Raw genomic sequence first — 25,990 nt, forward strand, 5'->3', positions numbered from 1 at the left:
TCCTTCGACCTTCTTTTGTCGAACGTCTTTATTTGCTTTCCTCCTGCATATACGGCAGGAGCATCTCTTGAACATCTTCACCAATAGCAACAAAGGTTTCCACTTCCTTTGTCGTCGGGATCTGCACCCTATAGGTTTCCAGATCACATATCTCCTGAAACGAATCCAGGTATTGCATCTTACGGGCAAACTCTTGATCCGGCCCGAGATGTTGCTCTACTGCCCGTTGCAGATCACCCATGGTATGATTTTCAGCCAGGTCGCCCCGACTCATCAAAAAAGCCATGATTATTTTTTCGATCCCCATACACGTGAGGTTGTACAGTGTCTCTGGGGAAAAGGCTTTTTTCCGTTGACGGAATGCCGCATCTGCCACCCGGAGAAACTGTTTCCCATCGCGGAGATACTCCTGCCACTCGTCAATCTGTACAATATTTGTTGCACTATCAATCTGTACGACGTTCATGGTTTTCTGTTTGGTATTTGCGCAAACAGATCAGCTCTGTCTGCTGCCAGTAATTTTCCCGGTAAAAACAAAGCGCCGGTTCATTGTTTCGGTCGGCCAGAAGCTGCATCCTCCTGGCTCCCTGCTGACGACCCCAGATGCTCACTTCCCTCAGCAGATCGCTGCCGATACCGCTTCGTTGCCAGGGACGGGCCACAACCACGTCCTCCACCAGCAACGCAGGACCACCCTCTGCAGTGGAAATTACTTTCTGGCCGGTGGCCATGCCAATGACCTCGTGATCGGTTTCCGCAACCACAATGATGGCTTCCGGAGTATCCAACAGGAGTTCCAGCCCTCGCTTTTGTCGATCAGGATGAAAGGTGAAGTCTTCTTCAATGGCAAACAACTGATGCAGCAGTTGTAAGAGGGCTGTGATATCTGCCCTCGTCGCCTGTCGATAAACAACACTGTTCATATGTCTCTAGCCAATCAAATAGTCCGCAGGCGGCTCCCCATCTTCCACCCCATCCAGGATAGCATCGATGGCATCCTCACTGTCAACGCCTTTGAACCACCAGTTCTCAGGCTGCACGACCATTATCGGCCCGGACTCACACTGCTTGAGACAACCGGTGGCGATAACCTGCATATCAAGGCCGCGATCAAGGATCTCTTCTTCTATGTACTGGAGAAAACCATCGGTCTGTTTATGACAGATACCTTTGGGATCACCTTTCAAACGAAAACTCTGACAGACAAGTATCTGTTTTTCTGGAATTGCCATTACTTCTTCTCCTTCAATGCTTCGCTCTATCCATGCAGTCGCCGGCGAGCTGTCTATTGTTTACATTTATTCTTTTTCCCACCGCCATAGAGTACGTCCACGCACCCCTCGATGGGATCGTTGACCACCATTACCCTGATGCCGTTGGCACCCAGGATCTTTCGCGGACTGGCACCGGCACTGGCTACCAGCAGGGCAAAGCAATCGGAGAGCATTGATGCAAGTTCCTGCCAGCGCCCATTACCGCCGCCCTTGGGCGGAGCCGTGCGTGTGTCCAACAGGCACGCCAAACCATCATCTCGAGGGCCATACACCAGCACTCGATCGGCATGGCCAAGATGCATGTCAACTTCCATCCCATTGGAACTGACCACCGCAACATTGGGCCTGGCCGCTGACGGCTTGGGCAGCCCTTTACCGCTCAATCCGGCAGCATCAGCTGCCTGCTCCGCCTGCCATGCCGGCAACGGAATGGTCAGCGGCAGATACTCAGCCGCCGCCGCCCGCAGAGAATCAATATCAGGCGCGCTCTCCCCTTCGGCATCCGAAGAAACAACACTCAGCGACACGCCTGCTACCTTGAGTTCTTTGAGCACCGAGCAGGTATGTTTGACCTCTTGCGTGGTTGTGCCTGCATGACAGGAAATATTCCCGTAAACGGGTACGTTGCACTCCCTGAATGCCTCAATACACTGCCGCTGCTCTTCAAAGAGGATTGCTGTCGCCTTTTTGAGCGCCAGGGTTTTACGTCCAGGGCGTATCCACAGATACATCCCTGCAATAGTCTCCGGGGTAAAACCATCGGTGATGAGTTCGATGCGGGTAACGCCTGCTTCCGCATACGCTGCGGCCAATTCAGCACCGCCAATACCCAATGTTCGTATCTCTATACCGGCCTCGGGGTAGTTGTCCTTTATGGTACGCATCACCTTGAGGATCTCATCCGGTGTCGCCAGAGGGTCACCAGGACCAGCAATGACCACGGTTATTTTTTTTTCCGGAGTGACGCCTTCCGCCTCAGCAAGATAGTGCAGCACCTCTCCGGGAAGCATACAGTGGGGTTGCCCCTGCTGCATGCTGGCAAACTTTGTTCGGAAAGTTGCCAACGGCGCCACTGGCAGACTTATCGTCGATCCGCCATCCATGACGTACTGCTCGGCCTTGGCCTGTTTGTAGTCTTTGAGGGAGAAAACATTCATGTACTTCACAACCGGGAAAAGGGGTGAAGCAGCAGTGAGGAAGTACCTCACTGCTGCAAGGAAAGATTTACAGTACCAGTTCAAACGCAGTGGGTGAATCGTCGCGATCTTTTCTATCCAGCAAGGCTGTAGATATTTTCTCCAGGAGCCGTAACCCGCCCATATAGCCGACGGTGGGGAAGTGCTGGTGCCCCTGGCGATCGAGGATTGGAAAGCCCCAGCGCACAAATGGAATATCCTCGTCCCGTGCAATGTATTTGCAGTAGGTGTTGCCAATGATCAGGTCAACCGGATCATTCTTGATCCACTGATGCAGGAGAAACATATCACCCTTGGCCTTGACATTGACCTCACAGTCCATTTCCGCGGTTATTTCCTTGATCCGTTTTTCGAACTTCTTACCCGGCGTTCCGGTCACGATATGCACAGGGCACATATCTATGGACACCAGGAACTCAGTCATGGCAATCAACTGGTCTGGATCGCCGACCAAGGCCACTTTTTTTCCATAAAAGTACTGGTGCAGATCGGAAATATAGTCAACCAGTCGGCCACGCTCGACGGCAATTTCATCAGGCACAGTGGTTCCAGCCAGGGTGCGCAGGGCATCGATGAACCGATCTGTCGCCTGCAGGCCGAATGGCATATCAAGCACAGAACAAGGTACCTTACATTTGGTATCCAGCAGCCTCGCGCCATCGGCTGAGCACCACTCCCCCAAGGCAAGCGTGCCGAGTGCCCCGCCGGACTTGCGGATATCCTCAATAGGTGTGCCTGCATCCGGAAACATGTGGTATTCGCCGGTCAACGGACCATCCAGCACGCCGGAGGTATCCGGGAACATGGTAATGTCAATCCCGATCAAGGTGGCAAGCCGTTTTAATTCCGCCATGTCAGAGGGTTCTACCCAACCGGGAAGGACATTGATTTTCCCGTTCTTCTTATCCTGAGGCTCAGCCAATGCGGCCATGGCTTTGACCATGTTGGAGAAACCGGTAACATGGGAACCGACGTAGCTTGGAGTGGGCGCCCCGAAGACGGTTTTTCCTTCCGGAACCTTCTTTTCCTTAATTGCCTTGTCAAAAATCTGAGGCAGGTCATCGCCAATGGTCTCGGAGAGACAGGTGGTATGAACAGCTATCACCTCCGGTTCATAAACGGTAAAAATATTATTGATCGCCTGGAGCAGGTTAGCCTGACCACCGAAAACCGAAGCCCCCTCTGTAAATGAACTGGTAGCGGCGGAGATAGGCTCCTTGTAATGCCTGGTCAACGTGCTTCGATGATAGGCGCAACATCCCTGGGAGCCGTGACTGTGCGGCAGACATCCTTTGATACCGAGGGATGCATACATGGCACCGATCGGCTGGCAGGTCTTGGCCGGATTAATAGTCAAGGCCTTACGCTCGGATATTTCTTTTGGTGTATGTCGTAGTAACATGATCGTACCTTTTCTCTACTCTATTATTCCCACACATAGGTTGCGGAAAGTTCTGGGTTTTCCTGCCAGGGAGCCTTCATGTAACTCCAGACCCTGCTGTTTACCAGCCGGTCAATTTCCTTGTAAAAGTTCACGGCCCCTTTAAACCCGGCATAGGGCCCACCGGAGTCATAGCTGTGGAGCTGCTTCATCGGAACACCCAGCTTCTGGATGGAAAATTTTTCTTTAATGCCGGCGCAGAAGATGTCCGGTTTCAGCAGCTCGACAAGTTTCTCGGCCTCGTACTGGTTCAGGTCATCTATTACCAGGGTCCCTTCATCCATCTGCGGATTCAGCCCTTCGTACTCTTTAAATTTCAAGCCAGCTTCTTCCAGGGCCTTGAGTTCTTCTTCCGTCTTGCGCGGGCTGTAGAGCTCCGGATCGGGATCGACCTCGATCTCTTCAATGTTTCGACTGTCCGCGTCTACTTTGAGATTCGGTATGACATGACGCCCTTCATAGTCATCCCGATGGGCGAACTCGTAGCCGGCAGAGAGGGTTTTCATCCCCAGTTCCTCGAACAGGTCCTGATAGTGATGCGCACGGGAACCACCGACAAACAGCATCGCGGTCTTTCCTGTGGTCCGCGGAAGAACATCTTCCTGCACTGCCGTTACTTCTGGCATCTCTTCGGCAATGACCGCCTCCACCTGGTCTATCAGCTCCTGGTCACCAAAATACTGAGCGATTTTCCGCAACGATTTGGCCGTGGACTTAGCGCCGATAAAATTCACCTTGATCCACGGGATCCCGTACTTGGTCTCCAGCATGTCGGCCACGTAGTTGATGGATCGATGACACATGACACAGCTCAGATCAGCCTGGTTGGCAGAGGCAAACTGCTCATAGGTAGAGTTCCCGGAGAAGGTGGCGATGTTGGTGATACCGCACTTCTTGAGCACCCTGTCGATCTCGAATCCGTCACCACCGATATTATACTCGCCCAGCAGGTTAATCTTGTACTTGTCAGTCTTCTCATCCTCGCTGGTTCCAACCAGATGGGTAAAAACCTGGTTGTTGGCGATATGATGGCCGGCGGACTGGGATACGCCTTTATATCCCTCGCAACTGAACGCAAATACGTTGCAATCTCCAAATTTTTCTTTCATCTTCTTGGCCACCGCATGGATATCGTCACCAATGAGGCCGACCGGACAGGTCGCAAAGACCGCGATCCCTTTGGGATGAAACAGGTCGTACGCCTCCTGGATGGCGGCCTCGAGTTTCTTCTCCCCGCCGAAGATAATGTCCGAATCCTGCATATCGGTGGTAAAGGCATACGGCATGTAATTCTCTTCACCTTTGAGTGGTGCATCGGTCTGATTTCTTCTGGTCAGCCATGCGTAAAAGCTGCACCCCACAGGCCCATGGACCAGGTTAACGATATCACTGGTCGGGCCCATGATAACGCCCTTGCACCCGGCGTACGTACAACCGCGCATGGTGATGATACCGGGTATAGTCCGCACATTAGCAACGATTTCCGGGGTGGTATTTTCCATTGCCTCGTTAATCATTATCTGCTTGGCGCGCTTACGGGCAACTTTGGCGGGGTATTTCTCAAGGAGTTTCGCCTTGATATCATTTGGCTCCCACTGCACCAATTTTTCAGTTTTTCCCATGATATGTACTCCCTAAAGGAATTTACTGGATCGACTTGAGGCCCCGTTCGTGGGTACGAACTCTGGCGGCGTCGGGCAACGGAAGAACGAATATCTTGCCGTCTCCAGCTTTTCCTGTCTTGTTGGTGGTAATGATTGCTTCAACGATATCATCAACTTTTTCATCTTCGACAACGACGGTAACCATTCGCTTGGGGTAGAGATTGCCTTTCTCGCCGAGCAGGGCTGCAGCCTCTTCGTATCCTTCTTCCACCCCTTCCATCAGTTTGCGGTTGACGAACCCTACGCCCCTGCCTTGAACTTCATGGGCAAAGAAGGCATCCACCCCGGCCTCGGTTAATGCGGCCTTGGTTTTGTTCATCATGTTCATGCGAACAACGGCTATTATTTCCTTCATGCGGTCACCTCCTCTGCAGAGGCCCCCTCTTTGACGCCGGAACTGATGGTATAGACATCTTCCACTTCTGAGACGAAGATTTTTCCATCGCCAAAGGCTCCCTTTTTCCCTGATCGGGCTGTGTCCATAATGGTATCGATAACAAATTCCTTATCCGTTGCCGGCACAACCGTCAGCAGCATGGTTTTAGGGATCTCATCGTAGGTCACCTCCCCGATTTTGATGCCGCGCTGTTTACCGCGTCCGGCAACGGAGTACTTGGTTACCGCCGGGAAACCGGCGTCCATAAGTGCGGCAAGTACCTCATCAGACTTTTCCGGTCGAACAATTGCTCTAATCATGATCATCATTGTTTTTCTCCTGTAAAATCAATTCAATTACGCTTCCAACAAACCAAAATCGAGTAACAACTGTTCGAGTTCTTCAATTTCCAGCGGAGTCGGTACAACAAACATATCATTGGCATCAATAGCTTTGGCAAGGCCCCGGTATTCATTCGCCTGAGGACATTCTCCATTCCACTCAATGACCGTCTTCCGGTTGATCTCTGCTCGCTGCACATCATTATCACGCGGGACAAAGTAGATCATCTGGGTACCAAGTTTCTTCGCCAATTCTTCAATCATCTCCTTTTCATTGTCCACATTACGGGAGTTGCAGATCAGCCCGCCAAGACGTACCGCTCCTGACTGGGCGTACTTGACAATACCTTTACAGATGTTATTGGCCGCATACATGGCCATCATCTCACCGGAGCAGACAATGTAAATCTCTTCCGCTTTTCCATCCCTGATCGGCATCGCAAAACCGCCGCACACAACGTCGCCCAATACATCGTAAAACGCGAAGTCCAGTGCTTCACTCTCTTCATAGGCGCCAAGGGCTTCGAGCATATTAATGGAAGTGATAATTCCTCGACCCGCGCAACCAACTCCCGGTTCAGGTCCACCGGATTCAACACACCAGGTATCACCGTATCCAGCTTTGCGGATATCCTCGAGTTCCACATCTTCGCCCTCTTCCCTGAGGGTATCGAGTACCGATTTCTGTGCCAAACCGCCCAACAGCAAACGGGTTGAGTCTGCCTTGGGATCACAGCCGACGACCATAACCTTTCGGCCCATTTCCGCCAGTCCGGCTACCGTGTTCTGTGTGGTTGTGGATTTACCGATACCGCCTTTTCCGTAGATTGCTACTTTCCTCATTGTTTTCTCCTACTTATGAATAGTTTACTTTCATTGCTTGTTGTGCAGCAGCAATCTGGATCGATCTATCTACTGCAGTGTATCCCTAGCCTCATTCTTTACGTTCTCTTCATCAAAGCCTATGCCAGAAAACGAAAAATTATTTTTTCCACAACAATTACAGATAAATACAATTATAACTCCTTTCATTGTCCGCCTCCCGCCGCTGCCTGACCGTCTTTTTACCGTACAAGTAACTCACAAAATTGTAGACTTATCGACACATTTGGCAACAAACTTCCCTTTGACCTGTATCGGAAAAAATATTACAAATATGTTTGTGCAAACACTCTTGTTCGACATCTCTGTAAACCATCAAGAAGTGCTGCATGGTCATCTTTCACACAAAAAATATATAATATCAGACTGTTAAAGCGCATAACCCAGGAAAACAAAATTGGCATTGCGCTTGCTTAGATACAGGGAGACGTCTGTAGATGGCCCTTGCGCTCTCTGTGCATGGAAATACTCCCATGACCATCAGCCAGAACGCTACTGCCACCTGGTTCATCTTCACCTGCTACGGAAGGAGACAACAAGCATGCACACCGATCGAACAGACCTGCAATATACCTCTGCCACCACTGCGGGGATGGAATTGCTGGCCCTGCATCGAATAACCGAACTCATCGGCAATGCCGCCGATCTGGACACAACCCTGGCCAATATCCTGGCGGTCCTCTACGAGACTATGAAAATGGAAAGAGCCACTCTGCTGGTCTACGATAATAAACAGCAGAAACTGGTGATTAAGGCCTCATACGGCCTTTCGGAGATAGAGGAAATGCGGGGAGTATATAACCCTGGAGAGGGGGTAATCGGACAGATTTTCAAAACCAAAGCACCGTTCGTGGTCCCTGATATTCACAGCGAACCGCTGTTTCTCAACCGGACCGGCGCCAGGTCGCGACTTGACCGCAACACAGTGTCCTTTCTTGGCGTGCCGGTAATGGTGCAGGGTGCTGTGGAAGGGGTACTCACCGTGGACCGGCTCTTTGGAGACGAGGTATCGTTTGAAGAAGATATTCGTTTTTTAACCGTACTGGCGACACTGATCGCTCAGTTCCTTACGCTGCACCGGGAAATAGAGAAAAAAGAGGCCAAACTGCTGGAGGAAAACGAATCGCTGAAGGCAAAGCTGCACAAAGCACACAACGGTCACTATATCATCGGTCATTCCAAACCGATGCAGGAGGTATTCAGTATTATCGACAAACTCTCCAATAGCGACGCCACCGCTTTACTGCTGGGAGAGTCGGGTACCGGAAAGGAATTGGTCGCCCGGGCCATCCATGAAAGCGGCATCCGCAACGAAAAACCATTCATCAAACTCAACTGCGCTGCTCTGCCGGAAACCCTGCTGGAAAGCGAGCTGTTCGGCCATGAGCGGGGCGCATTTACCGGCGCCCACAGCTCAAGGGCCGGCCGTTTCGAGCTCGCTGACGGGGGAACAATCTTTCTCGATGAAATCGGCGAGATGCCGCTTTCCCTGCAGGCAAAGATGCTGCGCGCCCTCCAGGAAAAACAGTTTGAACGACTGGGGGGCACCCATACCTACATCGTGGACGTCCGCATCATTGCCGCTACTAACGTCAGCCTGGAGTCAGCCGTAACCAACGGGACTTTTCGCGCTGACCTCTATTACCGGCTGAATGTCGTCCCTATCATCCTTCCGCCCCTGCGGGAACGAACCGACGACATCCCGCTTCTGCTCAACCACTTTTTAGCGACAAGCAATGAACGCAACAACAGGCGGATAAAAATCACGTCCGAACTGTTGGACTTTCTCATGGCCTACCCCTGGCCGGGGAATGTTCGGGAAATGCAGAACCTGGTTGAACGGATGGTTATCCTCGCGGAAAGCGACAGGCTGACGATCAATGACTTACCGGCAAATATACTCTCCTTTCAGCTGCCGGCTCCTGCATCGGAGGAAGCGGGCCACCATTCCTCACCCGGCCATACACCACCAGCCCCAGAGCACTCCCAGCCAACGCCAACGGCCCTGTGTGACATCGAGCGCAATGAAATTCTTGCTGCCCTGTCCCGCAACGGTTGGGTGCAGGCAAGGGCAGCAAAAGAGCTGGGACTCACGCAACGACAGATCGGCTACCGTATCAAGAAATACAATCTCCAGCAGCAGAATCCATACAAGCGGACCCCATGACCATTGGTCGGTGTTCCCGAGCAGTCGGTGCTGCGGGCAGACCGGCTGTTACTTCAGCTTCCACTCCGGATTACGCCGCTCAAAGAAGGCTTTCACCCCCTCCTTGGCATCATCAGTGGTACACAGGCGGGCAAAGGCCTCATTCATCAGGGCAAACTGCTGGAAATACTCCATATCTTCGGAAGCATAGAACCCCTCTTTGGCGATCTGGACGGCAAGAGGACTCCTTTTGGCCAGGGACTCGGCCCAGGCGACAGCCTCCTGCTCCAGCTCTTCTTTTGGTACAACCCGGTTGACCAGCCCCAGCTCTTTGGCTTCCGGCGCCTTGATCAGATCTCCATAGAGCAGCAACTCCAGCGCTTTTTTGCGCCCTACACACCTGGCAACCGGAATGATTGGTCCCACGCAGTTCAACCCCACGTTGATGGCGGTCAAACCCATTTTGGTGTTTTCGGCAGCAATCGCCAGGTCGGCGGCAGCAACCAGGCCCATGCCATTGGCTGCAGCCACGCCCTGTACCTGGGCGATAACCGGTTTTTTCATCCGGGCAATGGTCATCAGCGGCTGCTCCATGTGCTCAATCCAGGCTCGATACTCCATGGCGGTCTTGCCTTCGAGCTCATTGACGTCAATCCCGGCACAAAAGGCCTTTCCCGCCCCCTTCACAAGTACAACCCGCACCCCCTCATCATCGTCCATGCCCTTCAACGCACAGGCAAGCTCACCGGCGAGTTCGCTGTTGAAGGTATTTAACTGTTCAGGCCGGTTTAAGGTGATGGTTCCAACAAAACGTTCACTGACTTCAGTGATTAGATGCGTATAGGACATAGGTCTCCTCCTCTGCGAATTTGAACAACGTGGTCACCATACTTCTTTCTCTCACCTTCCATCGATACACAACCTGCGCACCGTTTCCGTGCCTGCAACCGGAAAACCGAGCAGACGTAACGAAACTTATATTCTCATGCTATAAAAGCAGATCAGTCGCCCCATGGAGTGAACTTTTCCGCGTGCAGCGAACAATTGGTTGATTTTTTGATACTGATAGCCTATTCAACGTGTCCATGAACGGCTCTCATCGGCACCCCCAACGCATCATTACTCCACAATACAAAAATAGCCACCTGAAAAATGAAAGTTATCAAAATTGGCGGAGGCTGTCTCAAAGGCATTAATACCATTCGGCAAATTTCCCGCCTAATCCCCATCTACGGCAAAAACAACATCATCGTCGTCTCCGCTCTGTACGGTGTTACCGATATCCTTATTGCCGGCATCGACAAAGCGCTGGAGGATGAAGAAAAAATTCTTCCCCACCTGGAAATCATTCTTCGACTCCATCTCTCCGTGGCCTCATTGCTTATGGATGCAGAGGAGTGCATCCAGGGGTACAAGGCCGAACTGGCCGAAACAGTCAAACAGCTTGAGCGGTATTATTTCGGATTGAACTTTACCGGCGAACTCACTCCCAAGATGAATGATGCGATCAGATGTATTGGCGAGCGCCTCTCCGCCCAGTTGCTGTCCTGGACCCTGCGATCATACGGGCTAAACTGCGGATATCTTCTTCCTCAGGAGGTGAGGTTGTACACTGACGGCAAATTTGGCGACGCCACCGTTGACCTTGACGCCACCAGTGCAGCGGTCCAGGAAACCTTGCTTCCCTCGCTTGACCGACACGACCTGATCTTTATTCCCGGGTTCTACGGCATCAGTACTAAAGGGCACATAACCACCTTCGGTCGGGGCGGAAGCGATTATTCCGCAGCAGCCATTGCCGCAGCAACCCATGCCGACGTTTTGGAAATTTGGAAGGATGTGGACGGATTCATGACCTCGGATCCCAAACTGATACCTGAGGCCGCCTTTATCCAACGCCTCTCCTATGAGGAATGCGCTGAACTTTCTTATTTTGGCGCCACGATCCTCCACCCTCGCACAGTGGAACCGGTTCGACAGCGAAACATTCCCATAGTGATCAAAAATACCATGAACCCCGATGGGCAAGGATCGATCATCTCCGCTACCGCCAGGCAGTCTGCGGGAGTCATCAAGAGCATCACTTATACCGAGGACATCAGCATTCTTAAAGTCCACGCATCAGGAGTCGGTTACCGACCGGGCATCCTCAGTATTGTATCCAAAGGGATTACCGATGCAGGGCTCAACATCCGCTCGGTGGTAGCCACCCAGACCTGTATTACCTTTCTGCTCTCCACAAAGGACCTGGAACCCGCCTACAAGGCATTGAAAGCGATCCAGCCGGTACCCTTTCGGCTACTGGAAAAAGAAGACCAATTAGTGCTGCTGGCCATTGTCGGCGAGGGACTGTCTACCAATAAAGGAATTGCCGCCAAATGCTTCAGTGCCATCGCAGAAGCAGACATCAACGTGGAACTGATCTCCTTCGGGCCGAGTCCGGCAGCCCTCTACTTTCTGCTCGACCGGGACAAACTTCATCACGGGATCCAAGCGCTGCATACCACGTTTTTCACTCCTGGGAAAAATATCACCCCTGTGTCGCAATAAAAAAGAGGCTCCGCAGCACATCATTCTATTGCACCCGGAAAACTGAGTGGCTATGTTTACCACCACTTGGCTGTTGACCTGCGTCAATGGCCGAGCGCAGATGCCATACTCATGATTCACGCCACCCTTCTGTTATTGAGGCCCCTGTGATTACGTTCACCAATGTCAATAAATGGTTCGGGGATTTTCACGTCCTTGAAGATATCAATCTGGAAATCGACAAAGGAGAGGTTGTGGTGATCTGCGGCCCTTCAGGGTCGGGAAAAAGTACCCTCATCCGTTGCATTAATCGGCTGGAACCGATCCAGGAGGGCGAGATCGTTGTCGACGGTATGAACGTCGGGGATCCGGCCACCAACATGACTCACCTGCGGGCAGAGGTCGGTTTTGTCTTCCAGCAGTTCAACCTCTACCCGCACATGACCGTTCTCGACAATGTAACCCTTGCACCGACCCTGGTTCGCCGAATAGCGGCCGACAAGGCGGCGGAAATAGCCATGGAGCTTCTGGAGAAAGTCAACATTCCCGACAAAGCCGACTTCTACCCATCCCAGTTGTCCGGCGGCCAGCAGCAGCGGGTTGCTATTGCCAGGGGACTGGCCATGCGCCCCAAAATCATGCTCTTTGACGAGCCCACCAGTGCCCTTGACCCGGAGATGATCAATGAGGTTCTGGATGTGATGAAGTCCCTGGCCGGGGAAGGAATGACCATGGTCTGCGTTACCCACGAGATGGGCTTTGCCAGGGAAGTGGCGGACCGCGTGATCTTCATGGACCACGGAAAGCTGGTGGAGCAAAATCCCCCGGAAGTTTTCTTCCATAATCCCCAGCATCAGCGGACCAAGGACTTTTTAAGCAAGATTCTCAGCCACTAGCAGAAACAAGCAGTCCCTGCCGGCGGCATGGAGCGGCTGGCAGCACCCCATAACCCCCTTATATAACGAGGAGATATTTATGAAAGGTTTGAAAGTCAGTGCATTATCAGCCGTTGTATTGCTGGTGTCAGCCTGTATTGCTCTCGCGGGCCCGACCTATGACCGCGTCATGAAGGACAAGGTCGTGAAAGCCGGTATCACCAATAAGGGCAAGCCTTTTGGCTTCATTGACGCCAACAACGAATGGGTCGGTTTTGACATGGACGTAGCCAAGGAGATTGCCAAACGTCTTGGAGTAGAATTCGAACCTGTAGTAGTCAACAACAAAACCCGTATTTCCTTTCTCCAGACCAATCCTCCCAAGGTGGACATGGTCCTCTCCAACATGACCCACAAACGCGTCCGTGACGAAAAAATCGATTTCTCCATTACTTATTTTTTTGATGGCCAAAAATTTCTCGCCCAGGTCGGCACGATCAAAGACCCCAAAGACCTGGCAGGCAAAAAAATCGGTTCCATGCAGGGCACAACCTCTATTGTCAATGCCAAGGCTTACCTGAAAAAACTCGGTGACACCAACCCCAATGTTACCGGCTACCAGAACGAAGTGGAAATGTTTGAAGCGCTACGGTCCGGTCGCGTGCAGGCTATCAGCACGGACTCTACCCTGCTCATCGCTCTGGCGGCAAAAGAGCCCGGGAAATATGAACTGGTTGGCGAATTCATCTCCGACGAACCCTACGGTGTTGGCCTGCCGCAGGATGATTCCGCCTGGCGTGATGCGATCAATTTCACCATCCAGGACATGTGGAAAGACGGCACGTACATGGAACTGTACAACAAATGGTTCGGACCTGATACCGAGACCCCATTCCCCATGACTGAGAAAATTGAAATGTGGCCCTAGGCCGCACCAATCGCTACAACCGGAGCCATTGCCGCCCTTTTGGGGCAGGCAGGATTCCTCCCAACCCGCATTCCGGAGCACCCGCTCCGGAATGCGCTCTCAAGGCCGACCATGCTGCAGCACTATTTTGAAAAACCCTGGGTACAGAACTTGACCCTCGGCATCCTCCTGGGACTGATCGGATGCTACTTTGGTTTCTTTTTCCATTTTGATTACGACTTCAACTGGTCGGTTCTCTTCGAGGAAACCGAGTACGGCCATATGGGAGAGCTGCTGCTTAACGGCCTGGGACTGACGGTGACCATTTCCCTCTACTCCGCCATTATTGCCCTGGTGCTCGGCACCCTGTTCGGCCTGGCCCGGTTATCTCAGTTCAAGCCGATCTACGGGTTCGCCACAGCCTATGTTGAATTCTTTCGCAACACCCCGCTATTGGTGCAGCTCTTTTTCTGGAACTTCGCCCTGCCCGCAGGCTTGCCTGAGCAAGTTCGACACACGCTGTTCAGTCTCAACTTCGAATTCTGGGTGGCCACCTTGGGGCTTGGCATTTACACCAGCGCGTTCATGGCCGAGATCATCCGGGCTGGCATCCAATCGGTTCCCAAGGGCCTGCTCGAGGCCTCCTATTCCTCCGGCATGACCTATGGTCAGTCGCTGCGCAAAATCATCCTGCCACTCGCTTTTCGTGAAATCATGCCGCCATTGGGCAGCGAATTTCTCAACAACATGAAGAACTCATCTCTGGCCATGACTGTCGGCGTGGCAGAGGTCTGCTGGTCTGCACAGGAGGTGGAGGCACTGACCTACAGCGGTTTTGAGGCAACCGCGGCAGCAACCGGAATCTACCTCACCCTCTCCCTGATCATCTCGCTGATACTTAACCTGGTCAACGCCAAACTCAAGATCGTGGACCGCGCCAATCGATCACTGATGCGCAAGGCAGCGGATGTGCTCTTTGCCCCGGTAGCGCTCATCCATTTCGCCCTGGGCAGGGTGCTTGCCTTTTTCCACCGACCACCGGCAGATACCAAGACCCTCTCACCGGCCCAGGTTGCCTGGTTGAAGACCCACCGGATGCTCTGGCTCATTCTCACACATGGAGGCAAGGCGCTCTTTATCCTGTTCCTGGTCGCCCTGGTCGTACAGACCGGACGAGGCTTGCTCTCTTTCAACTATCAGGTGATTCTGGACAACCTGCAGGCCCTGTTGATCTGGAGATTTCCCAAAGGAGGCAGTACCGAGGTCTTCATGGGCCTGGGCGGCCTCTCCATGTCCCTGATCATGGCCGTTATCTGCATCACTGTCAGTTTTTTCATCGGCCTGGTCGTGGGCATCGGCCGCTCAGCGACCAACAAGGTGGCACGCATCCCCTGCATTTTCTACATCGAACTGATTCGTGGCAATCCGCTGATCATGGTTATTTTCTGGGTCTACTTTTTTGTACCGCCCATGCTGAAAATCCAGCTCGACGTTTTCTGGAGTGCGGTGGTGGCCATGACCATCTTTTTCGGTGCCTACATTGCTGAAATCGTTCGCGGCGGCATCGAAAACATCCCGCCAGGACAGGTGGAGGCCGCCAAATCCACGGGACTCGGCTACCTGCAGACCATGCGCTGGATTATCCTGCCTCAGGCACTCAAGCAGATGCTGCCCGCCATTGTGGGCCTGTTTATCGCCGCCTTTAAGGACACCTCGCTGGCCTATATCATCGGCGTAATGGAACTGACCACTGCAGCCTACTCCATCAATAACCGGCTGATGCTCTACCCCTTTGAGATCTACACCACGATCGCGGTCCTTTACTTCCTGTGCTGCTATGCGCTCAGCGAGTTTGCCAAACGCCTGGAACGCCGGCTCAACCCGGAAAAGGTACGGCTGGCCATGTGAACCTGCACAGCTCGCCTGAAGGTTAAACAAGAAGCTCCCACGCACCATTGCAACATACACCCTTCGGCCAGACCATGCCCCAGATACCCTCCTCCAGCCTGCTGTTCATCTTTTCCGGTGATCGGCTCCTGGTCCACCAGCAGGAAGGCGCCCTGGTGCTGCCCACAGTGCTCCCACCCGCCTATGTCGATCTGGTCGGATACGCTCGTCTGCTACCGGGGAGTGTCACTCCGGCCGTTGCCATTGACCTGTTACAGGGCGGAGAACCGGCAGCAGGTGAGTTCGTCAGCCTGCGCAGCCTGTTTCACCACCTGCAAGACGACCTGTGGTCCCTGGCAGGCACAGCCTCGCAGATTGTACGCTGGAACAGAGACCATCAATTCTGCAGCCGTTGCGGGGCCACTGTCAGCGAAAGCAGCCGCGAGCTGGCCAAGCAGTGCAGCCGATGCGGCCTAACCAGTTATCCGCGCATCACGCCGGCAGTGATCATGACCATCTCCGATGGTGATCGCCTCCTGCTCGCCCGTAACCGACGATTCCCCCCCGGCAAGTACAGCCCCCTGGCAGGGTTTGTTGAACCTGGAGAAACCATGGAGCAGGCAGTGGGGCGGGAAGTCATGGAAGAAGTCAATCTCCAGGTGGACAACATCACCTACTTCGGCAGCCAGTCCTGGCCGTTTCCCCACTCACTGATGGTCGCCTTCACTACCCGTTTCAAGGGTGGAACCCTCCAGGTCGACAATCAGGAAATCACCGATGCCCGGTGGTTCACCCGCGACCAACTCCCACCCATTCTGCCGCCCCGAGTGAGCATCGCCTACCAGCTGGTAACCCATTTTCTTCACCGGTAGCACAATCCACCCGATCCAAAATTGCTCCTCCCTCTCCCATGGAAACCGGGCAACGGAAGAAGAACCACAGCCCTCCCTTCCGGCCTTGGAAGCTGTTCACACTCCCTCTGCCTCTGTGTGGTCATAAATTCCTGTACCATTTCCTGTATTCATCCTTACCATAAAGAGATAAATTTGCAGTACTCGCCAACACGCAACCAACGGGGAAAAAGATGCACCACACCAACGGTCCTCGCCTGTTTTTCAATGCGCTTTGGTTCAGGCCCATGCTGCTGTTGCCGGCGGTATGCCTCCTGCTCCTCTCTTCAACAGCCACACACACCAAGGCATCCGCTATCTTACGCACCCTGCAGTCGGACAACCACTTTGCCCTTATACGGCATGCCATCGCCCCAGGGATCGGCGACCCGGAACATTTTACCCTTGGCGATTGCTCAACCCAGAGGAACCTTTCCGATGCTGGGCGTGAGCAGGCAATAAAGATCGGCAAACGTTTTCAGGCGCACGGGATTACTACAGCGCGGGTATTCTCCAGTCAGTGGTGCAGATGCCTTGAAACAGCCCAGCTGCTTGGCCTGGGGCGGGTCAAGGAATTACCGCAATTAAACTCCTTTTTTCGCCATTTCGAGCGCAAAGAATCACAGACGCAAGCCCTGAGTGGATGGCTCGCCAGGCAGGAGTTTACCGGCCCCCTCGTATTGGTTACCCACCAGGTCAACATCACCGCGCTGACCGGCATCTACCCTGCCTCCGGCGAAATAATTATTGTTCACCACTCCTCACCGGGTACGTACACAGTTGTTGGCAGAGTGAAACTGCATTGATCTCCCGGAATCGGAAAAGGGACCTTTTCCTGTAAAGGGCGGCCAGATGTTATCTTCTCCTTTTTCATCATCCATGCTCCATCGCTCCTCTTTTACCGTTTCAAGGACTCCAGGCAAAAGCCTGTACAACATGTCGATCAAGAACATTCCCTTTACACGACCTTGCCATGTATGTGCTCCTTGATTATTTTTTCTTCGTTTTCCATGCTATCCTGGTGCTGTTTCATCTCACCGGTTGGGCGTGGGAAACAACGCGACGCCTCCATTTGATGACGGTAAGCCTCACCTTTCTGTCATGGTTTGGCCTGGGCCTGTTTTACGGATGGGGTTACTGTCCATGCACCGATTGGCACTGGGCGGTTAAACGCGAACTCGGAGAGAGCCACCTGCCAGGTTCCTACGTCAAATACTATGCAGACAAGCTCACAGGTGGTACATGGGATGCTTTGCTCATAGATGCCATAGTTTTTATCCTCGGTCTTTTTGCATTCGTGCTTTCGTGTTGGTTCAACCTGCGCGATGCTTCTCTTCACCGAAGAACCCGAAACCTCGATTCATCGCAACGTTAAGATATTCGGCTACCCTATACCCAGCGGCCTGTACTACGGTTACTGCTCGATATGCACCACCACTCCTGGTGCATTTGCACCACGATCAATACCTTTTTTCCCCCTCTGTTTCACGCATGGAACCCCTTGCTATGGGATCTGATGGCAAAAAAGACATTGGCTGCTCCTGTGGCATAACACTTGCTATGTTTGCTGAAAAGGGTGAAGCGCATCCAACTGCTGGATCCCGGATGCTGAGAAGAAACGATAATTACGCTCGCACAGGGAGGATGAGATGAACAGGGCCATGATAATTCTTTTATTAACCATGGTTGCAGTGGCTTCGGCATCTGCAGAAACGTGGGTAGCGATCTGCAATGATGGCCAACGGCTGCAATACAACCAGGTACGCGGGGGGGAAGGTTCGCTTATTTTGCAACCTAAACCCGGCTTCGCAAGAGGTGCGCAAGGAGGCCTCGTTGTGGCACGCCTCAGGCAGACCTTTGCCAAGGGGGACCTGATCTGCGGAACGGTTAAAGGCAGTGCAACCGGCCGTGATGGGTATCCGGTCACTCAAATATGTGCGAACAAACGGCAACGCAGCCTCTTTATCCGGTACAAACATCCCTATGAGGACAAGCCACTGGAAGGGATGGCCTTTTGCGATGCCGATGTAACCATCAGGTAGCCGCTGTTCCTGGACTGTATTGCAGACAAAGGGAAGCATAGACGCGTACCTTTGCCCACTTCCAGCAACTATAGAAAAGATGTCGCTGGTTTTGGGCAAAAAAAATAGAGCAGCAGAGGAGAACAGGATGAAAAAATATGGTGCGGAATTTTTTGGAACCTTTTGGCTGGTTCTTGGCGGGTGCGGCAGCGCAGTGCTGGCGGCAGGCTTTCCCAATGTGGGTATCGGGCTGCTGGGGGTTTCCCTGGCCTTTGGCTTAACGGTCCTGACCATGGCATTTGCCATTGGACATATCTCCGGTTGCCACCTCAACCCGGCGGTAACCCTCGGCCTATGGGCCGGCGGTCGATTCCCGGCAAAAGATATCCTACCCTATATTATTGCCCAGGTCGCAGGTGGGATCGTCGCCGGCGGTGTACTGTATTTGATAGCCAGCGGTAAAGCGGATTTTTCCCTGTCCGACGGGTTTGCCGCCAACGGATACGGCGCACACTCCCCAGGCGGGTACAGCCTCCTGGCTGCCCTGATCTCGGAAGTCGTCATGACGATGATGTTTCTGCTGGTTATCCTGGGAGCAACCGACGAGCAGGCTCCTCAGGGGTTTGCCCCCATAGCCATCGGGCTCTGCTTGACCCTGATACACCTGATCAGTATTCCGGTAACCAACACCTCGGTGAATCCGGCACGCAGTACAGGGGTTGCCGTATTTGCCGGCAACTGGGCCATGGCCCAACTCTGGCTGTTCTGGGCCGCCCCCATCATTGGCGGTATCCTGGGTGCTGTGATTTACCGCATTCTCGGAAGGAAAGACTGAACTGTCCGGCAAGGAGAGGAGAAAACGTCTTCAACGCCCTCTTGCCTGGCAGGGAGAGCGAAAAAAGGAGGGCAAGAAAGGTGTGCACCAAGCACTGAACAGAGGAAAAGCAGCACTGATTGCAACGGACACTAGAGATTGGAGATGGGTGTAAACCCCGCCTTTTCATCGTCAAAATGAAGGGCTCCGATCAGGATTTCGAGACTCTGCTCCAAATCGGTCAGTTGCTGCTGGGAAAGTTTGGCCAGGGTACTGCTTAACTTACCCTGGGGAGGCGAAGGGGCCAGGTCAAGTACCGCCCGTCCCTTGTCGGTGAGGTGGAGTTTGACCGTACGCTGATCGGTCTTGCTTCGCTTGCGATACACCAATTCCTTGTCTTCGAGCTTGTCGAGCATATTTGAACAGGTTGAGCGGTGGATAGACAATTCCGTCGCCAGTTCGGAAACCTTGATACCTGGTATCGCGCCTATTTCATGCAACATCCATAGTTTGGCGCCGCTGAGTCCGCAGGCTTTTTCAACCCTTTTGGAGTGTGCCTGAATGGCCCTGAAAACTATACGCAGTTGCTGAGTTATCGCTTTTTCCTGTTCAACCCGCTTGTCCATCAATCCTCCACTGGTAAAGGGGTGTTTTTTACCCTATTAATCATGGAGCAGCCATAAAAAATAGGCTAAAAAACACTTTTCCTTTCCCCTACGGGGCGGCATTGCTACCGCCCCTCACTACGCCTCATCAATGATCGGCTGTTTTTGCTGCAGCAAGCCAGCCGTTCCATTTATCGGTATTTTTAGCGATCCATTCATCCACATGACGCTCGATGTCTTTCTGGCTCTTTTCGCCTTCGTTCATGCGGGTATTTTGCTCGTTGATATCTTCAAGCGGCAGGGTGAAGACCTCAAAAAATTTCTTCGCTGCCGGATTGTCAGCCAAAAACTTTTTATTAGCCACGATTTGCACATCCGAGACAACAAAACCAAGCTTGACCGGATCTGAAACCGCTCCTTTAATCCCGCTGACCTCCATGCGATCCTTGCCAGCCATCTGCGACTCCTTAGGCATGGTCTTGGGAACATTAATCCACATCACATCTTCGCCCGGCTTGAGCTTAAAAATGGTCCAGTTGGGTGCCCAGGTATAAAAGAAAATGGGTTGACCATCATTGTACTCGGCCAGAGCCGAGGCCATTCCCGCCTCATACGCGGCCTTTACCGGATTGATATGGTCTTTAAGCTCATACACATCCATATGATGGGCAATTACCGTCTCACAGCCCCATCCAGGAGGACAGGCTGTAAGGTCGGCTTTGCCATCCCCATTTTTATCAAAGGCTTTTTTCACCTCGTCGCGCTTAAAGTCATCAAGTGATTGGATGCCGAACTTGTCAACGTGTTCCTTGGACACCAGGTAGCCCTGCAGACCACCTGCCTTGACAACATAGCCGACTTTTTCGGCCTTGTCGTAAAAATTTTTGGGCAGCTGACCGTCGTGGTTCGGGAACCAGCCATTGGTCCAATAGTCCACATCACCGAGGGAAAGGCTTTTGTAAAAAATCGGATTGGAGAGATCCTTGGGTTTGCTCACTTTGTATCCCAGTTCTTCAAGTCCGCGTCGAACCAGGGCTTCCTGGAAAAAACCGGTGTTCCAGGTTGCCCGAGCGGGCTGCACTTTAACGCCTTCCCCGGGTAGATTGTCCGCTGCCTGTGCCACAGGACAGGCGGTCATCGCCACTGCTGCCAGGGCAACGGAGAGTATTGTGTGCTTCAACATGGTGTATCCTCCTTTAGTATTATTTTTTTTCACCCATTGCTTGGGTAATTCGATCAAGAATAATGGCGATAAGCACAATGGCCAAACCGCCGATGGTGGCCAAACCGATATCCAGGGTATTGAGGCCCAGGACCACTGGAGCCCCCAGCCCTCCTGCTCCAATCAGCGCGGCAATAACGACCATGGAAAGAGCCATCATGATAGTCTGATTCAGCCCTGCCATAATGGTTGGCAAGGCGAGGGGAATCTGCACCTTCAACAGCACCTGATTACTGGTAGCGCCAAAGGCCAGCGCCGCTTCAACCAGCTCTGGATGAACCTGACGAATGCCGAGGGCCGTCAGCCGGACAATGGGCGGCAGGGAAAAGACAATCGTTGCCAGTACCCCCGCCACATTGCCGATGGAAAAAAGCATAACGATCGGCACCAGGTAGACAAATGCCGGGGTGGTCTGCATCCCATCGAGGACAGGGCGTAACATCGATTCAAACCGATCGTTTCTGCCGGCAAATATCCCCAGGGGGATACCGACAATCGTACAGAACACGACCGAGGAAAAGACCATTGCCAGGGTAACCATGGTCTCTTCCCAGAAACCGAGCAAACCGATAAAGACCAGGGTGGCCACGGTAAACCCTGCCAATCGCAACCCGGATGTTCTCCAGGCGATAAGCGCCAGTATGACAATCATCACTACAGGGGGAATGGCCTGCAGCCCTTGCTCCAGCCCGGAGAGGGTGATCTCCACTGGCCATTTAATGCCCTGAAAAAACCACCGGTAACCCTCCACCAGCCAGTCGACAAACTGGGTAATCCAGTCATCTAAGGGGATAACTTTATCTTCAAATTCGAACATTTTCTCGTCCTCTGCGTGAATAAAAACTCGGTTTACTGGTTCTCGGTACTTCCGTCTGCCCGATACAACGTCCGGAGAAAGCGATTTTTGGAAACAACCCCCTTAAAGACCGATTCATCGTCAATAACCGGGACGGGCCACGGGTGGGAAGCTACCTGGGGAAGTATATCCTGAAGGAATTCCGACTCCTTGACCGCCAGGGCTTCTTTGATAAAGGCATGCTCTATGTTACTTTTCTGCCCAGCCGGCGTGTTCTCTACCACATCACGCAGGGTATCGATGGAGACGACGCCGTAAAAGCGTTTTTCCGAATCCAGGACATAGGCATACTCACGATCCTCGTTGTTCAGCATCTCCAGGACTGACCGAGGACTCCCTTCCGGCGTGTGCCAGATAACCGTGGGGTGCTTCTTGTGGACGATATCACCGGCGGAAATAACACCTGTGGGATCAACTCCGCGAAAGAAGGCACGCACATACTCATCTGCTGGATTCTGCAGAATTTCCTCGGGGGTTCCCACCTGGACAACTCGTCCTCCCTCCATAATCGCGATCCGATCACCGATGCGCAACGCTTCATCAAGGTCATGGGAGATGAACACGATCGTTCGTTCATGACGGTCCTGCAATTTCAGGAGTTCGTCCTGCATCTCGGTGCGGATCAAAGGATCGAGGGCAGAAAAGGCCTCGTCCATAAGCAGGATGTCGGGATCAACCGCCAGTCCACGGGCCAGACCGACCCGCTGCTGCATTCCTCCACTGAGTTCGGAGGGATAGGCATTTTCCCAGCCATCCAGCCCCACCTGCTTGAGGGCATCCTTGGCCCGCTCCTGACGTCCTTTTTTATCCACGCCATCGAGTTCCAGGCCAAAGGCAACATTGCTGAGAACATCCATGTGGGGCATAAGGGCAAACGACTGAAAGACCATGCTGGTTTTACTTCGTCTGAATCGAACCAGCTCATGCTTGTCCATCTTGTGGACAGCCTCACCATCGATAATCACCTCTCCGGCGGTTGGCTCGATCAACCTGTTCAACATGCGAACCAGGGTCGATTTACCCGAACCGGACAGTCCCATGACGACAAAAATTTCTCCTTTTTCCACATCAAAACTGGCATCCTGAACGCCGACGGTCATGCCGGTGGCCTCATAGATTTCCTCTTTGGTTTTTCCCTGTTCAAGCAGCTTTAACGCATTCTGCGGACTGGGGCCGAAGACCTTGTATAAATTTCGTATAGATAAGAGAGCCATGATTAATCCTGTTAATATACGGTATCCCAGCAGCATCCCTTGCCAGCCTGCACGACAGCAAAGCCTGATGGTAAAATACTGTATTTAGCAATATAGTTTTCTTGAAATAGTTTTGCGAAATACTACACCAGTGGCCTGAAATGTCAAGACAGTTGTCGCAACACATCCCATGAACCCCCGCCAATCACAGGCAAGTCTCACAGGTAGAGAAGGGGAAAAGGGCTGGTGGTGGATCTCCGGACGAAGGAAAGGTGTGGCTATCGAGGCATTTTCGTGCGTACCGGCCAATGCTCAAGTTTCATCGTCACTTAAGGCAGGGTTGGGGACAAGCAGAGGGAAGATGGTGACGGCATCCGCTACAGACCACGGGGTCAAAAACGAAGCCGCATACTCTAATCCTCCTGGATGGTGTCAGGCAGCTTATGCACCAGATAAAAGGTTATGCCGGTGGCAATGAGGACGGCACCGGTACCGAGCAGATAGAGGGGTTCCAGGTTTTCGTAGTCAAGGATGATAACCTTTCTGGCAATGGCCATGAGGGCGGTGGAGATGACTATTTTTACATGAATGACATTATCACGCAGGTAAAGAATAATATTTTGGAAGATTTCAATGGCGATTAAGACCACCATAAACGCACCAAAGGTAGCGAGAATATCACCGATGGTCAGGACGAGCGAGGGTTCGGCCTCAAGCCGTTTGTACAGCGTCCAGCCCACATCCACTACTCCCGAAATGATGACGAGCACCATCAGTAGACCAAGAATTTTAAGACAGTAATGAATTATCTTTTTGAGGAACCACAGGAAGGCGTCCTCTTTTTTGGAAATATCTTTCATACCTGTCGCTCCATAACTAAAGGGGAAACAAAATCGTCTGCTTTCACCGCCACCATCATCCAGTTCACCGGGGAGAGGAATTCCTCAGCCTTCTTGCCGATAAGCAGGCCCCGCAGTCCTGCTCCGAAGACCATTCCCCTGACCAGCACCTCGCCATGAAGCTGATGAAGTAACGGGGGTATCATTCTCTCTGGCTCTCCCTCGGGAAATGGAGTTGTTCTTGAATCGTCTCTAGGCCTGTCTATTCAAGCATCGCGGTCATGGTCTGTGGTCTCTGTTCAAGAATTTCCTTCTTGATGAAAAAGCATACCCTTGAATTGTTACTTTAGAGCCGCTAGAGGCAGCACAGATCACCTGGAGCTGATACGGAGTTGCTCACAAAGATACATAGTAACAACGGCGCTCACTTTGACAACAAGAGAAAAGGGATCAATAAATGATAGGCTTCCTTCCCAGCCATCGCCAGTTCCCCTGCCCTCACTCCGCCGACAATGCTGAAGTGTTTGATATGCACCACCAGAACTGGTGCATATGCACCAGTTTTGCCGAGCAAACATGGCGCAGCCGCATGGCGCGGGGACGATCTATGGCGTCTGCGCCTTAAGCATCGCATTCCTCTCCTGTGGTACGACATTTGCTACAGGGCAATTAGAGGGGAGTGTACACACCGTAGACCTCCACCTGCATGGTGTCTGCCTACGGTTGGCTCTGATCAGGTTCCTCAATCCATGGAGAGCAAATGGACATTTATCAAGAGATCTGGAGTGCAGATCAATCGGAATCAGGTGTTGTCCCCATACTGGAGAGTGAAACCGGCGACCCATCGATTGGCTACGTCAAGGTGAGCACGCAGCTCAACAGCCGGGAAGGCTCCCTGCGGGCGCTCCCGGAGGTGATTATCCCGCAAACGAAACAGCGAACCTACACCCTCTGCCGGGAACTATTTGATAACTATTCCCTCCCGGAACGCGATGAAGAGCATGACACGCCCGAGGAACGGGAAGAAGTACATGATCTGGTTCATGCAATGGTTGATACCGCACCGATGCAAGTTGCACGGGACTACGTGGCCCAAGCCACAGGTACCAGTATGACCAGGGAACGGTGGTATAACACCCTCATGGAGCTGTGGTTTCGTCGCTTTGCCCAGGGTGGAGATCCGCATTTAAGCGGCTTTGAACACGTGGTGGTTGGCGAGCAGGAAGGAGCCAAGGCCAAGGGGTACCATTTCTGGTACAAGTACTACCTGGACGACGGTTTTGCCCGGATGGTGGATGACGCCCGCGACCGTTTCGCAGGACTCGTTGACGACCGTATTGTCTACTTGGGGACACGGCTGAAAGAAGGGCAAACCCAATTCCCGGAGTCCATAACCATCTCCTACCGCTGGCACGCACCTGATTATGAGCGGGAACAGCTTCGCCCTCTGACCAAACCCATTGGCGGTTTTTTTGTCGGGTGCAGTATCGAGGGGTTGCTGGCCCTTGGTACGGTTCGGGCGCACCTCGGCGCACGTGCTCCCAAGCAGTGTACCATAAACGGGGCACTGTACAGCCTCAAGATGTTTCGCAGCGACAACAAACGGCATGTTCGCACCTTTTATCCTGAATTCTTGGGGCCTGCAGTGCCTGATAAAGGAAAAGATAGCGGAAACCCTCCCGTCACTTCCGGTCACATCCGCATTGTTGCAGCGCTGATCAATCCTAAGGGCCATGACCCCGGCAAAGAAACCGTTACCCTGATCAATACAGGCGCCACTTCGATCCCGCTTACCGGATGGCAATTACGCGATCACAAGGATCGGACTCACCCATTGCAGGACCTCACCATCGGCCCTGGCGAATGCACACGAATTTCCCTTGACCCTCGAGGGGTGCAACTCTCTAACAGAGGTGGCTCCATACGTGTGATCAATAAGGATGGACAAACAATCCACTGTGTCACCTACTCCAAAGGGCAGGCCAGGACCGATGGAGGGACGGTTCTCTTTTAACTGGCATGGATGATGTCC

At 52.8% G+C, this 25,990-nt stretch carries 27 protein-coding genes; 11 read left to right on the forward strand and 16 right to left on the reverse strand.

Features of this window, described 5'->3' with window-relative positions:
* Positions 1 to 28: 28 nt before the first annotated feature.
* The 9 genes from ACZ52Z_RS09690 to nifH all read right to left on the reverse strand — a co-directional run bounded on the left by ACZ52Z_RS09690 (position 29) and on the right by nifH (position 7,135).
* Positions 29 to 466 (reverse strand): hypothetical protein, encoded by a 438-nt coding sequence (locus ACZ52Z_RS09690; protein WP_464270533.1) that lies wholly within the window; start codon positions 464 to 466, stop codon positions 29 to 31.
* Positions 447 to 923 (reverse strand): N-acetyltransferase family protein, encoded by a 477-nt coding sequence (locus tag ACZ52Z_RS09695; protein ID WP_464270534.1) that lies wholly within the window; start codon positions 921 to 923, stop codon positions 447 to 449. Before ACZ52Z_RS09695 ends, ACZ52Z_RS09690 begins: the two co-directional genes overlap by 20 nt.
* A gap of 6 nt (positions 924 to 929) precedes the next feature.
* On the reverse strand, positions 930 to 1,232 hold the full coding sequence (locus tag ACZ52Z_RS09700; RefSeq protein WP_464270535.1) for a (2Fe-2S) ferredoxin domain-containing protein: 303 nt from the start codon (positions 1,230 to 1,232) through the stop codon (positions 930 to 932).
* Positions 1,233 to 1,285: 53 nt separating this feature from the next.
* On the reverse strand, positions 1,286 to 2,431 hold the full coding sequence (locus ACZ52Z_RS09705) for a NifB/NifX family molybdenum-iron cluster-binding protein (protein WP_464270536.1): 1,146 nt from the start codon (positions 2,429 to 2,431) through the stop codon (positions 1,286 to 1,288).
* A gap of 67 nt (positions 2,432 to 2,498) precedes the next feature.
* On the reverse strand, positions 2,499 to 3,872 hold the full coding sequence (gene nifK, locus ACZ52Z_RS09710) for a nitrogenase molybdenum-iron protein subunit beta (protein ID WP_464270537.1): 1,374 nt from the start codon (positions 3,870 to 3,872) through the stop codon (positions 2,499 to 2,501).
* 23 nt (positions 3,873 to 3,895) lie between these two features.
* Positions 3,896 to 5,533 (reverse strand): nitrogenase molybdenum-iron protein alpha chain, encoded by a 1,638-nt coding sequence (nifD, locus tag ACZ52Z_RS09715; protein WP_464270538.1) that lies wholly within the window; start codon positions 5,531 to 5,533, stop codon positions 3,896 to 3,898.
* Positions 5,534 to 5,555: 22 nt separating this feature from the next.
* Complete coding sequence (locus tag ACZ52Z_RS09720; RefSeq protein ID WP_464270539.1) at positions 5,556 to 5,930, reverse strand: P-II family nitrogen regulator; 375 nt, start codon at positions 5,928 to 5,930, stop codon at positions 5,556 to 5,558.
* Complete coding sequence (locus tag ACZ52Z_RS09725) at positions 5,927 to 6,280, reverse strand: P-II family nitrogen regulator (RefSeq protein ID WP_464270540.1); 354 nt, start codon at positions 6,278 to 6,280, stop codon at positions 5,927 to 5,929. Before ACZ52Z_RS09725 ends, ACZ52Z_RS09720 begins: the two co-directional genes overlap by 4 nt.
* A 27-nt stretch (positions 6,281 to 6,307) precedes the next feature.
* Positions 6,308 to 7,135, reverse strand: coding sequence for a nitrogenase iron protein (gene nifH / locus ACZ52Z_RS09730; RefSeq protein WP_464270541.1), 828 nt, complete (start codon positions 7,133 to 7,135; stop codon positions 6,308 to 6,310).
* A gap of 580 nt (positions 7,136 to 7,715) precedes the next feature.
* Here nifH and nifA point away from each other — a divergent pair.
* On the forward strand, positions 7,716 to 9,341 hold the full coding sequence (gene nifA, locus ACZ52Z_RS09735; RefSeq protein ID WP_464270542.1) for a nif-specific transcriptional activator NifA: 1,626 nt from the start codon (positions 7,716 to 7,718) through the stop codon (positions 9,339 to 9,341).
* Between the two features lie 48 nt (positions 9,342 to 9,389).
* On the opposite strand, the gene ACZ52Z_RS09740 is transcribed toward nifA, so the two are convergent.
* Complete coding sequence (locus tag ACZ52Z_RS09740) at positions 9,390 to 10,169, reverse strand: enoyl-CoA hydratase/isomerase family protein (protein ID WP_464270543.1); 780 nt, start codon at positions 10,167 to 10,169, stop codon at positions 9,390 to 9,392.
* A 303-nt stretch (positions 10,170 to 10,472) separates the two neighbouring features.
* Between ACZ52Z_RS09740 and ACZ52Z_RS09745 the strand changes: the two genes are divergently transcribed.
* From ACZ52Z_RS09745 to aqpZ, 9 genes are all read left to right on the forward strand, one after another.
* The gene (locus ACZ52Z_RS09745) at positions 10,473 to 11,870 is read left to right on the forward strand and encodes an aspartate kinase (RefSeq protein ID WP_464270544.1); all 1,398 of its coding nucleotides are present in this window, start codon (positions 10,473 to 10,475) and stop codon (positions 11,868 to 11,870) included.
* Positions 11,871 to 12,016: 146 nt separating this feature from the next.
* The gene (locus tag ACZ52Z_RS09750; RefSeq protein WP_464270545.1) at positions 12,017 to 12,745 is read left to right on the forward strand and encodes an amino acid ABC transporter ATP-binding protein; all 729 of its coding nucleotides are present in this window, start codon (positions 12,017 to 12,019) and stop codon (positions 12,743 to 12,745) included.
* A gap of 79 nt (positions 12,746 to 12,824) precedes the next feature.
* Positions 12,825 to 13,652: an ABC transporter substrate-binding protein gene (locus ACZ52Z_RS09755; protein WP_464270546.1), complete on the forward strand. Its 828-nt coding sequence runs from the start codon at positions 12,825 to 12,827 to the stop codon at positions 13,650 to 13,652.
* A gap of 111 nt (positions 13,653 to 13,763) precedes the next feature.
* Positions 13,764 to 15,539, forward strand: coding sequence for an amino acid ABC transporter permease (locus ACZ52Z_RS09760; RefSeq protein WP_464270547.1), 1,776 nt, complete (start codon positions 13,764 to 13,766; stop codon positions 15,537 to 15,539).
* A gap of 47 nt (positions 15,540 to 15,586) precedes the next feature.
* Positions 15,587 to 16,390, forward strand: coding sequence for an NAD(+) diphosphatase (gene nudC / locus ACZ52Z_RS09765; protein ID WP_464270548.1), 804 nt, complete (start codon positions 15,587 to 15,589; stop codon positions 16,388 to 16,390).
* 212 nt (positions 16,391 to 16,602) lie between these two features.
* A complete protein-coding gene (locus ACZ52Z_RS09770; RefSeq protein WP_464270549.1) occupies positions 16,603 to 17,214 on the forward strand; it encodes a histidine phosphatase family protein in 612 nt (203 codons plus the stop codon).
* A 167-nt stretch (positions 17,215 to 17,381) separates the two neighbouring features.
* Positions 17,382 to 17,783 carry a DUF2784 domain-containing protein gene (locus ACZ52Z_RS09775; RefSeq protein ID WP_464270550.1) on the forward strand — a complete coding sequence of 134 codons (402 nt, stop codon included), beginning with the start codon at positions 17,382 to 17,384 and terminating at the stop codon, positions 17,781 to 17,783.
* A gap of 274 nt (positions 17,784 to 18,057) precedes the next feature.
* On the forward strand, positions 18,058 to 18,450 hold the full coding sequence (locus tag ACZ52Z_RS09780; protein WP_464270551.1) for a hypothetical protein: 393 nt from the start codon (positions 18,058 to 18,060) through the stop codon (positions 18,448 to 18,450).
* 127 nt (positions 18,451 to 18,577) lie between these two features.
* A complete protein-coding gene (gene aqpZ / locus ACZ52Z_RS09785; protein WP_464270552.1) occupies positions 18,578 to 19,264 on the forward strand; it encodes an aquaporin Z in 687 nt (228 codons plus the stop codon).
* Between the two features lie 131 nt (positions 19,265 to 19,395).
* Here the strand turns inward: aqpZ and ACZ52Z_RS09790 are convergent, their stop codons facing one another.
* The 6 genes from ACZ52Z_RS09790 to ACZ52Z_RS09815 form a co-directional block, all read right to left on the reverse strand.
* Positions 19,396 to 19,869 carry a MarR family winged helix-turn-helix transcriptional regulator gene (locus ACZ52Z_RS09790; protein WP_464270553.1) on the reverse strand — a complete coding sequence of 158 codons (474 nt, stop codon included), beginning with the start codon at positions 19,867 to 19,869 and terminating at the stop codon, positions 19,396 to 19,398.
* Between the two features lie 127 nt (positions 19,870 to 19,996).
* Positions 19,997 to 21,031, reverse strand: a complete 1,035-nt coding sequence (gene proX / locus ACZ52Z_RS09795) for a glycine betaine/L-proline ABC transporter substrate-binding protein ProX (protein WP_464270554.1) — start codon at positions 21,029 to 21,031, stop codon at positions 19,997 to 19,999.
* 19 nt (positions 21,032 to 21,050) lie between these two features.
* Positions 21,051 to 21,887, reverse strand: coding sequence for an ABC transporter permease (locus tag ACZ52Z_RS09800; RefSeq protein ID WP_464270555.1), 837 nt, complete (start codon positions 21,885 to 21,887; stop codon positions 21,051 to 21,053).
* 32 nt (positions 21,888 to 21,919) lie between these two features.
* Entirely contained in the window at positions 21,920 to 23,140 is a 1,221-nt protein-coding gene (gene proV / locus ACZ52Z_RS09805) for a glycine betaine/L-proline ABC transporter ATP-binding protein ProV (protein WP_464270556.1), read from the reverse strand.
* A gap of 392 nt (positions 23,141 to 23,532) precedes the next feature.
* Positions 23,533 to 23,979: a phosphate-starvation-inducible PsiE family protein gene (locus tag ACZ52Z_RS09810; RefSeq protein WP_464270557.1), complete on the reverse strand. Its 447-nt coding sequence runs from the start codon at positions 23,977 to 23,979 to the stop codon at positions 23,533 to 23,535.
* Positions 23,976 to 24,164 (reverse strand): hypothetical protein, encoded by a 189-nt coding sequence (locus tag ACZ52Z_RS09815; protein WP_464270558.1) that lies wholly within the window; start codon positions 24,162 to 24,164, stop codon positions 23,976 to 23,978. The genes ACZ52Z_RS09810 and ACZ52Z_RS09815 overlap by 4 nt, the downstream gene beginning before the upstream one ends.
* A gap of 554 nt (positions 24,165 to 24,718) precedes the next feature.
* Here ACZ52Z_RS09815 and ACZ52Z_RS09820 point away from each other — a divergent pair.
* On the forward strand, positions 24,719 to 25,972 hold the full coding sequence (locus tag ACZ52Z_RS09820; RefSeq protein ID WP_464270559.1) for a hypothetical protein: 1,254 nt from the start codon (positions 24,719 to 24,721) through the stop codon (positions 25,970 to 25,972).
* Positions 25,973 to 25,990 lie beyond the last annotated feature (18 nt).

This window comes from Desulfogranum aggregans (assembly GCF_055398265.1).

Coding starts and splice junctions, on each gene's coding strand:
- ACZ52Z_RS09690 (WP_464270533.1), bottom strand. CDS start 466: ATGAACGTCGTACAGATTGATAGTGCAACAAATATTGTACAGATTGAC.
- ACZ52Z_RS09695 (WP_464270534.1), bottom strand. CDS start 923: ATGAACAGTGTTGTTTATCGACAGGCGACGAGGGCAGATATCACAGCC.
- ACZ52Z_RS09700 (WP_464270535.1), bottom strand. CDS start 1,232: ATGGCAATTCCAGAAAAACAGATACTTGTCTGTCAGAGTTTTCGTTTG.
- ACZ52Z_RS09705 (WP_464270536.1), bottom strand. CDS start 2,431: ATGAATGTTTTCTCCCTCAAAGACTACAAACAGGCCAAGGCCGAGCAG.
- nifK (WP_464270537.1), bottom strand. CDS start 3,872: ATGTTACTACGACATACACCAAAAGAAATATCCGAGCGTAAGGCCTTG.
- nifD (WP_464270538.1), bottom strand. CDS start 5,533: ATGGGAAAAACTGAAAAATTGGTGCAGTGGGAGCCAAATGATATCAAG.
- ACZ52Z_RS09720 (WP_464270539.1), bottom strand. CDS start 5,930: ATGAAGGAAATAATAGCCGTTGTTCGCATGAACATGATGAACAAAACC.
- ACZ52Z_RS09725 (WP_464270540.1), bottom strand. CDS start 6,280: ATGATGATCATGATTAGAGCAATTGTTCGACCGGAAAAGTCTGATGAG.
- nifH (WP_464270541.1), bottom strand. CDS start 7,135: ATGAGGAAAGTAGCAATCTACGGAAAAGGCGGTATCGGTAAATCCACA.
- nifA (WP_464270542.1), top strand. CDS start 7,716: ATGCACACCGATCGAACAGACCTGCAATATACCTCTGCCACCACTGCG.
- ACZ52Z_RS09740 (WP_464270543.1), bottom strand. CDS start 10,169: ATGTCCTATACGCATCTAATCACTGAAGTCAGTGAACGTTTTGTTGGA.
- ACZ52Z_RS09745 (WP_464270544.1), top strand. CDS start 10,473: ATGAAAGTTATCAAAATTGGCGGAGGCTGTCTCAAAGGCATTAATACC.
- ACZ52Z_RS09755 (WP_464270546.1), top strand. CDS start 12,825: ATGAAAGGTTTGAAAGTCAGTGCATTATCAGCCGTTGTATTGCTGGTG.
- ACZ52Z_RS09760 (WP_464270547.1), top strand. CDS start 13,764: ATGCTGCAGCACTATTTTGAAAAACCCTGGGTACAGAACTTGACCCTC.
- ACZ52Z_RS09770 (WP_464270549.1), top strand. CDS start 16,603: ATGCACCACACCAACGGTCCTCGCCTGTTTTTCAATGCGCTTTGGTTC.
- ACZ52Z_RS09775 (WP_464270550.1), top strand. CDS start 17,382: ATGTATGTGCTCCTTGATTATTTTTTCTTCGTTTTCCATGCTATCCTG.
- ACZ52Z_RS09780 (WP_464270551.1), top strand. CDS start 18,058: ATGAACAGGGCCATGATAATTCTTTTATTAACCATGGTTGCAGTGGCT.
- aqpZ (WP_464270552.1), top strand. CDS start 18,578: ATGAAAAAATATGGTGCGGAATTTTTTGGAACCTTTTGGCTGGTTCTT.
- ACZ52Z_RS09790 (WP_464270553.1), bottom strand. CDS start 19,869: ATGGACAAGCGGGTTGAACAGGAAAAAGCGATAACTCAGCAACTGCGT.
- proX (WP_464270554.1), bottom strand. CDS start 21,031: ATGTTGAAGCACACAATACTCTCCGTTGCCCTGGCAGCAGTGGCGATG.
- ACZ52Z_RS09800 (WP_464270555.1), bottom strand. CDS start 21,887: ATGTTCGAATTTGAAGATAAAGTTATCCCCTTAGATGACTGGATTACC.
- proV (WP_464270556.1), bottom strand. CDS start 23,140: ATGGCTCTCTTATCTATACGAAATTTATACAAGGTCTTCGGCCCCAGT.
- ACZ52Z_RS09810 (WP_464270557.1), bottom strand. CDS start 23,979: ATGAAAGATATTTCCAAAAAAGAGGACGCCTTCCTGTGGTTCCTCAAA.
- ACZ52Z_RS09815 (WP_464270558.1), bottom strand. CDS start 24,164: ATGATACCCCCGTTACTTCATCAGCTTCATGGCGAGGTGCTGGTCAGG.
- ACZ52Z_RS09820 (WP_464270559.1), top strand. CDS start 24,719: ATGGACATTTATCAAGAGATCTGGAGTGCAGATCAATCGGAATCAGGT.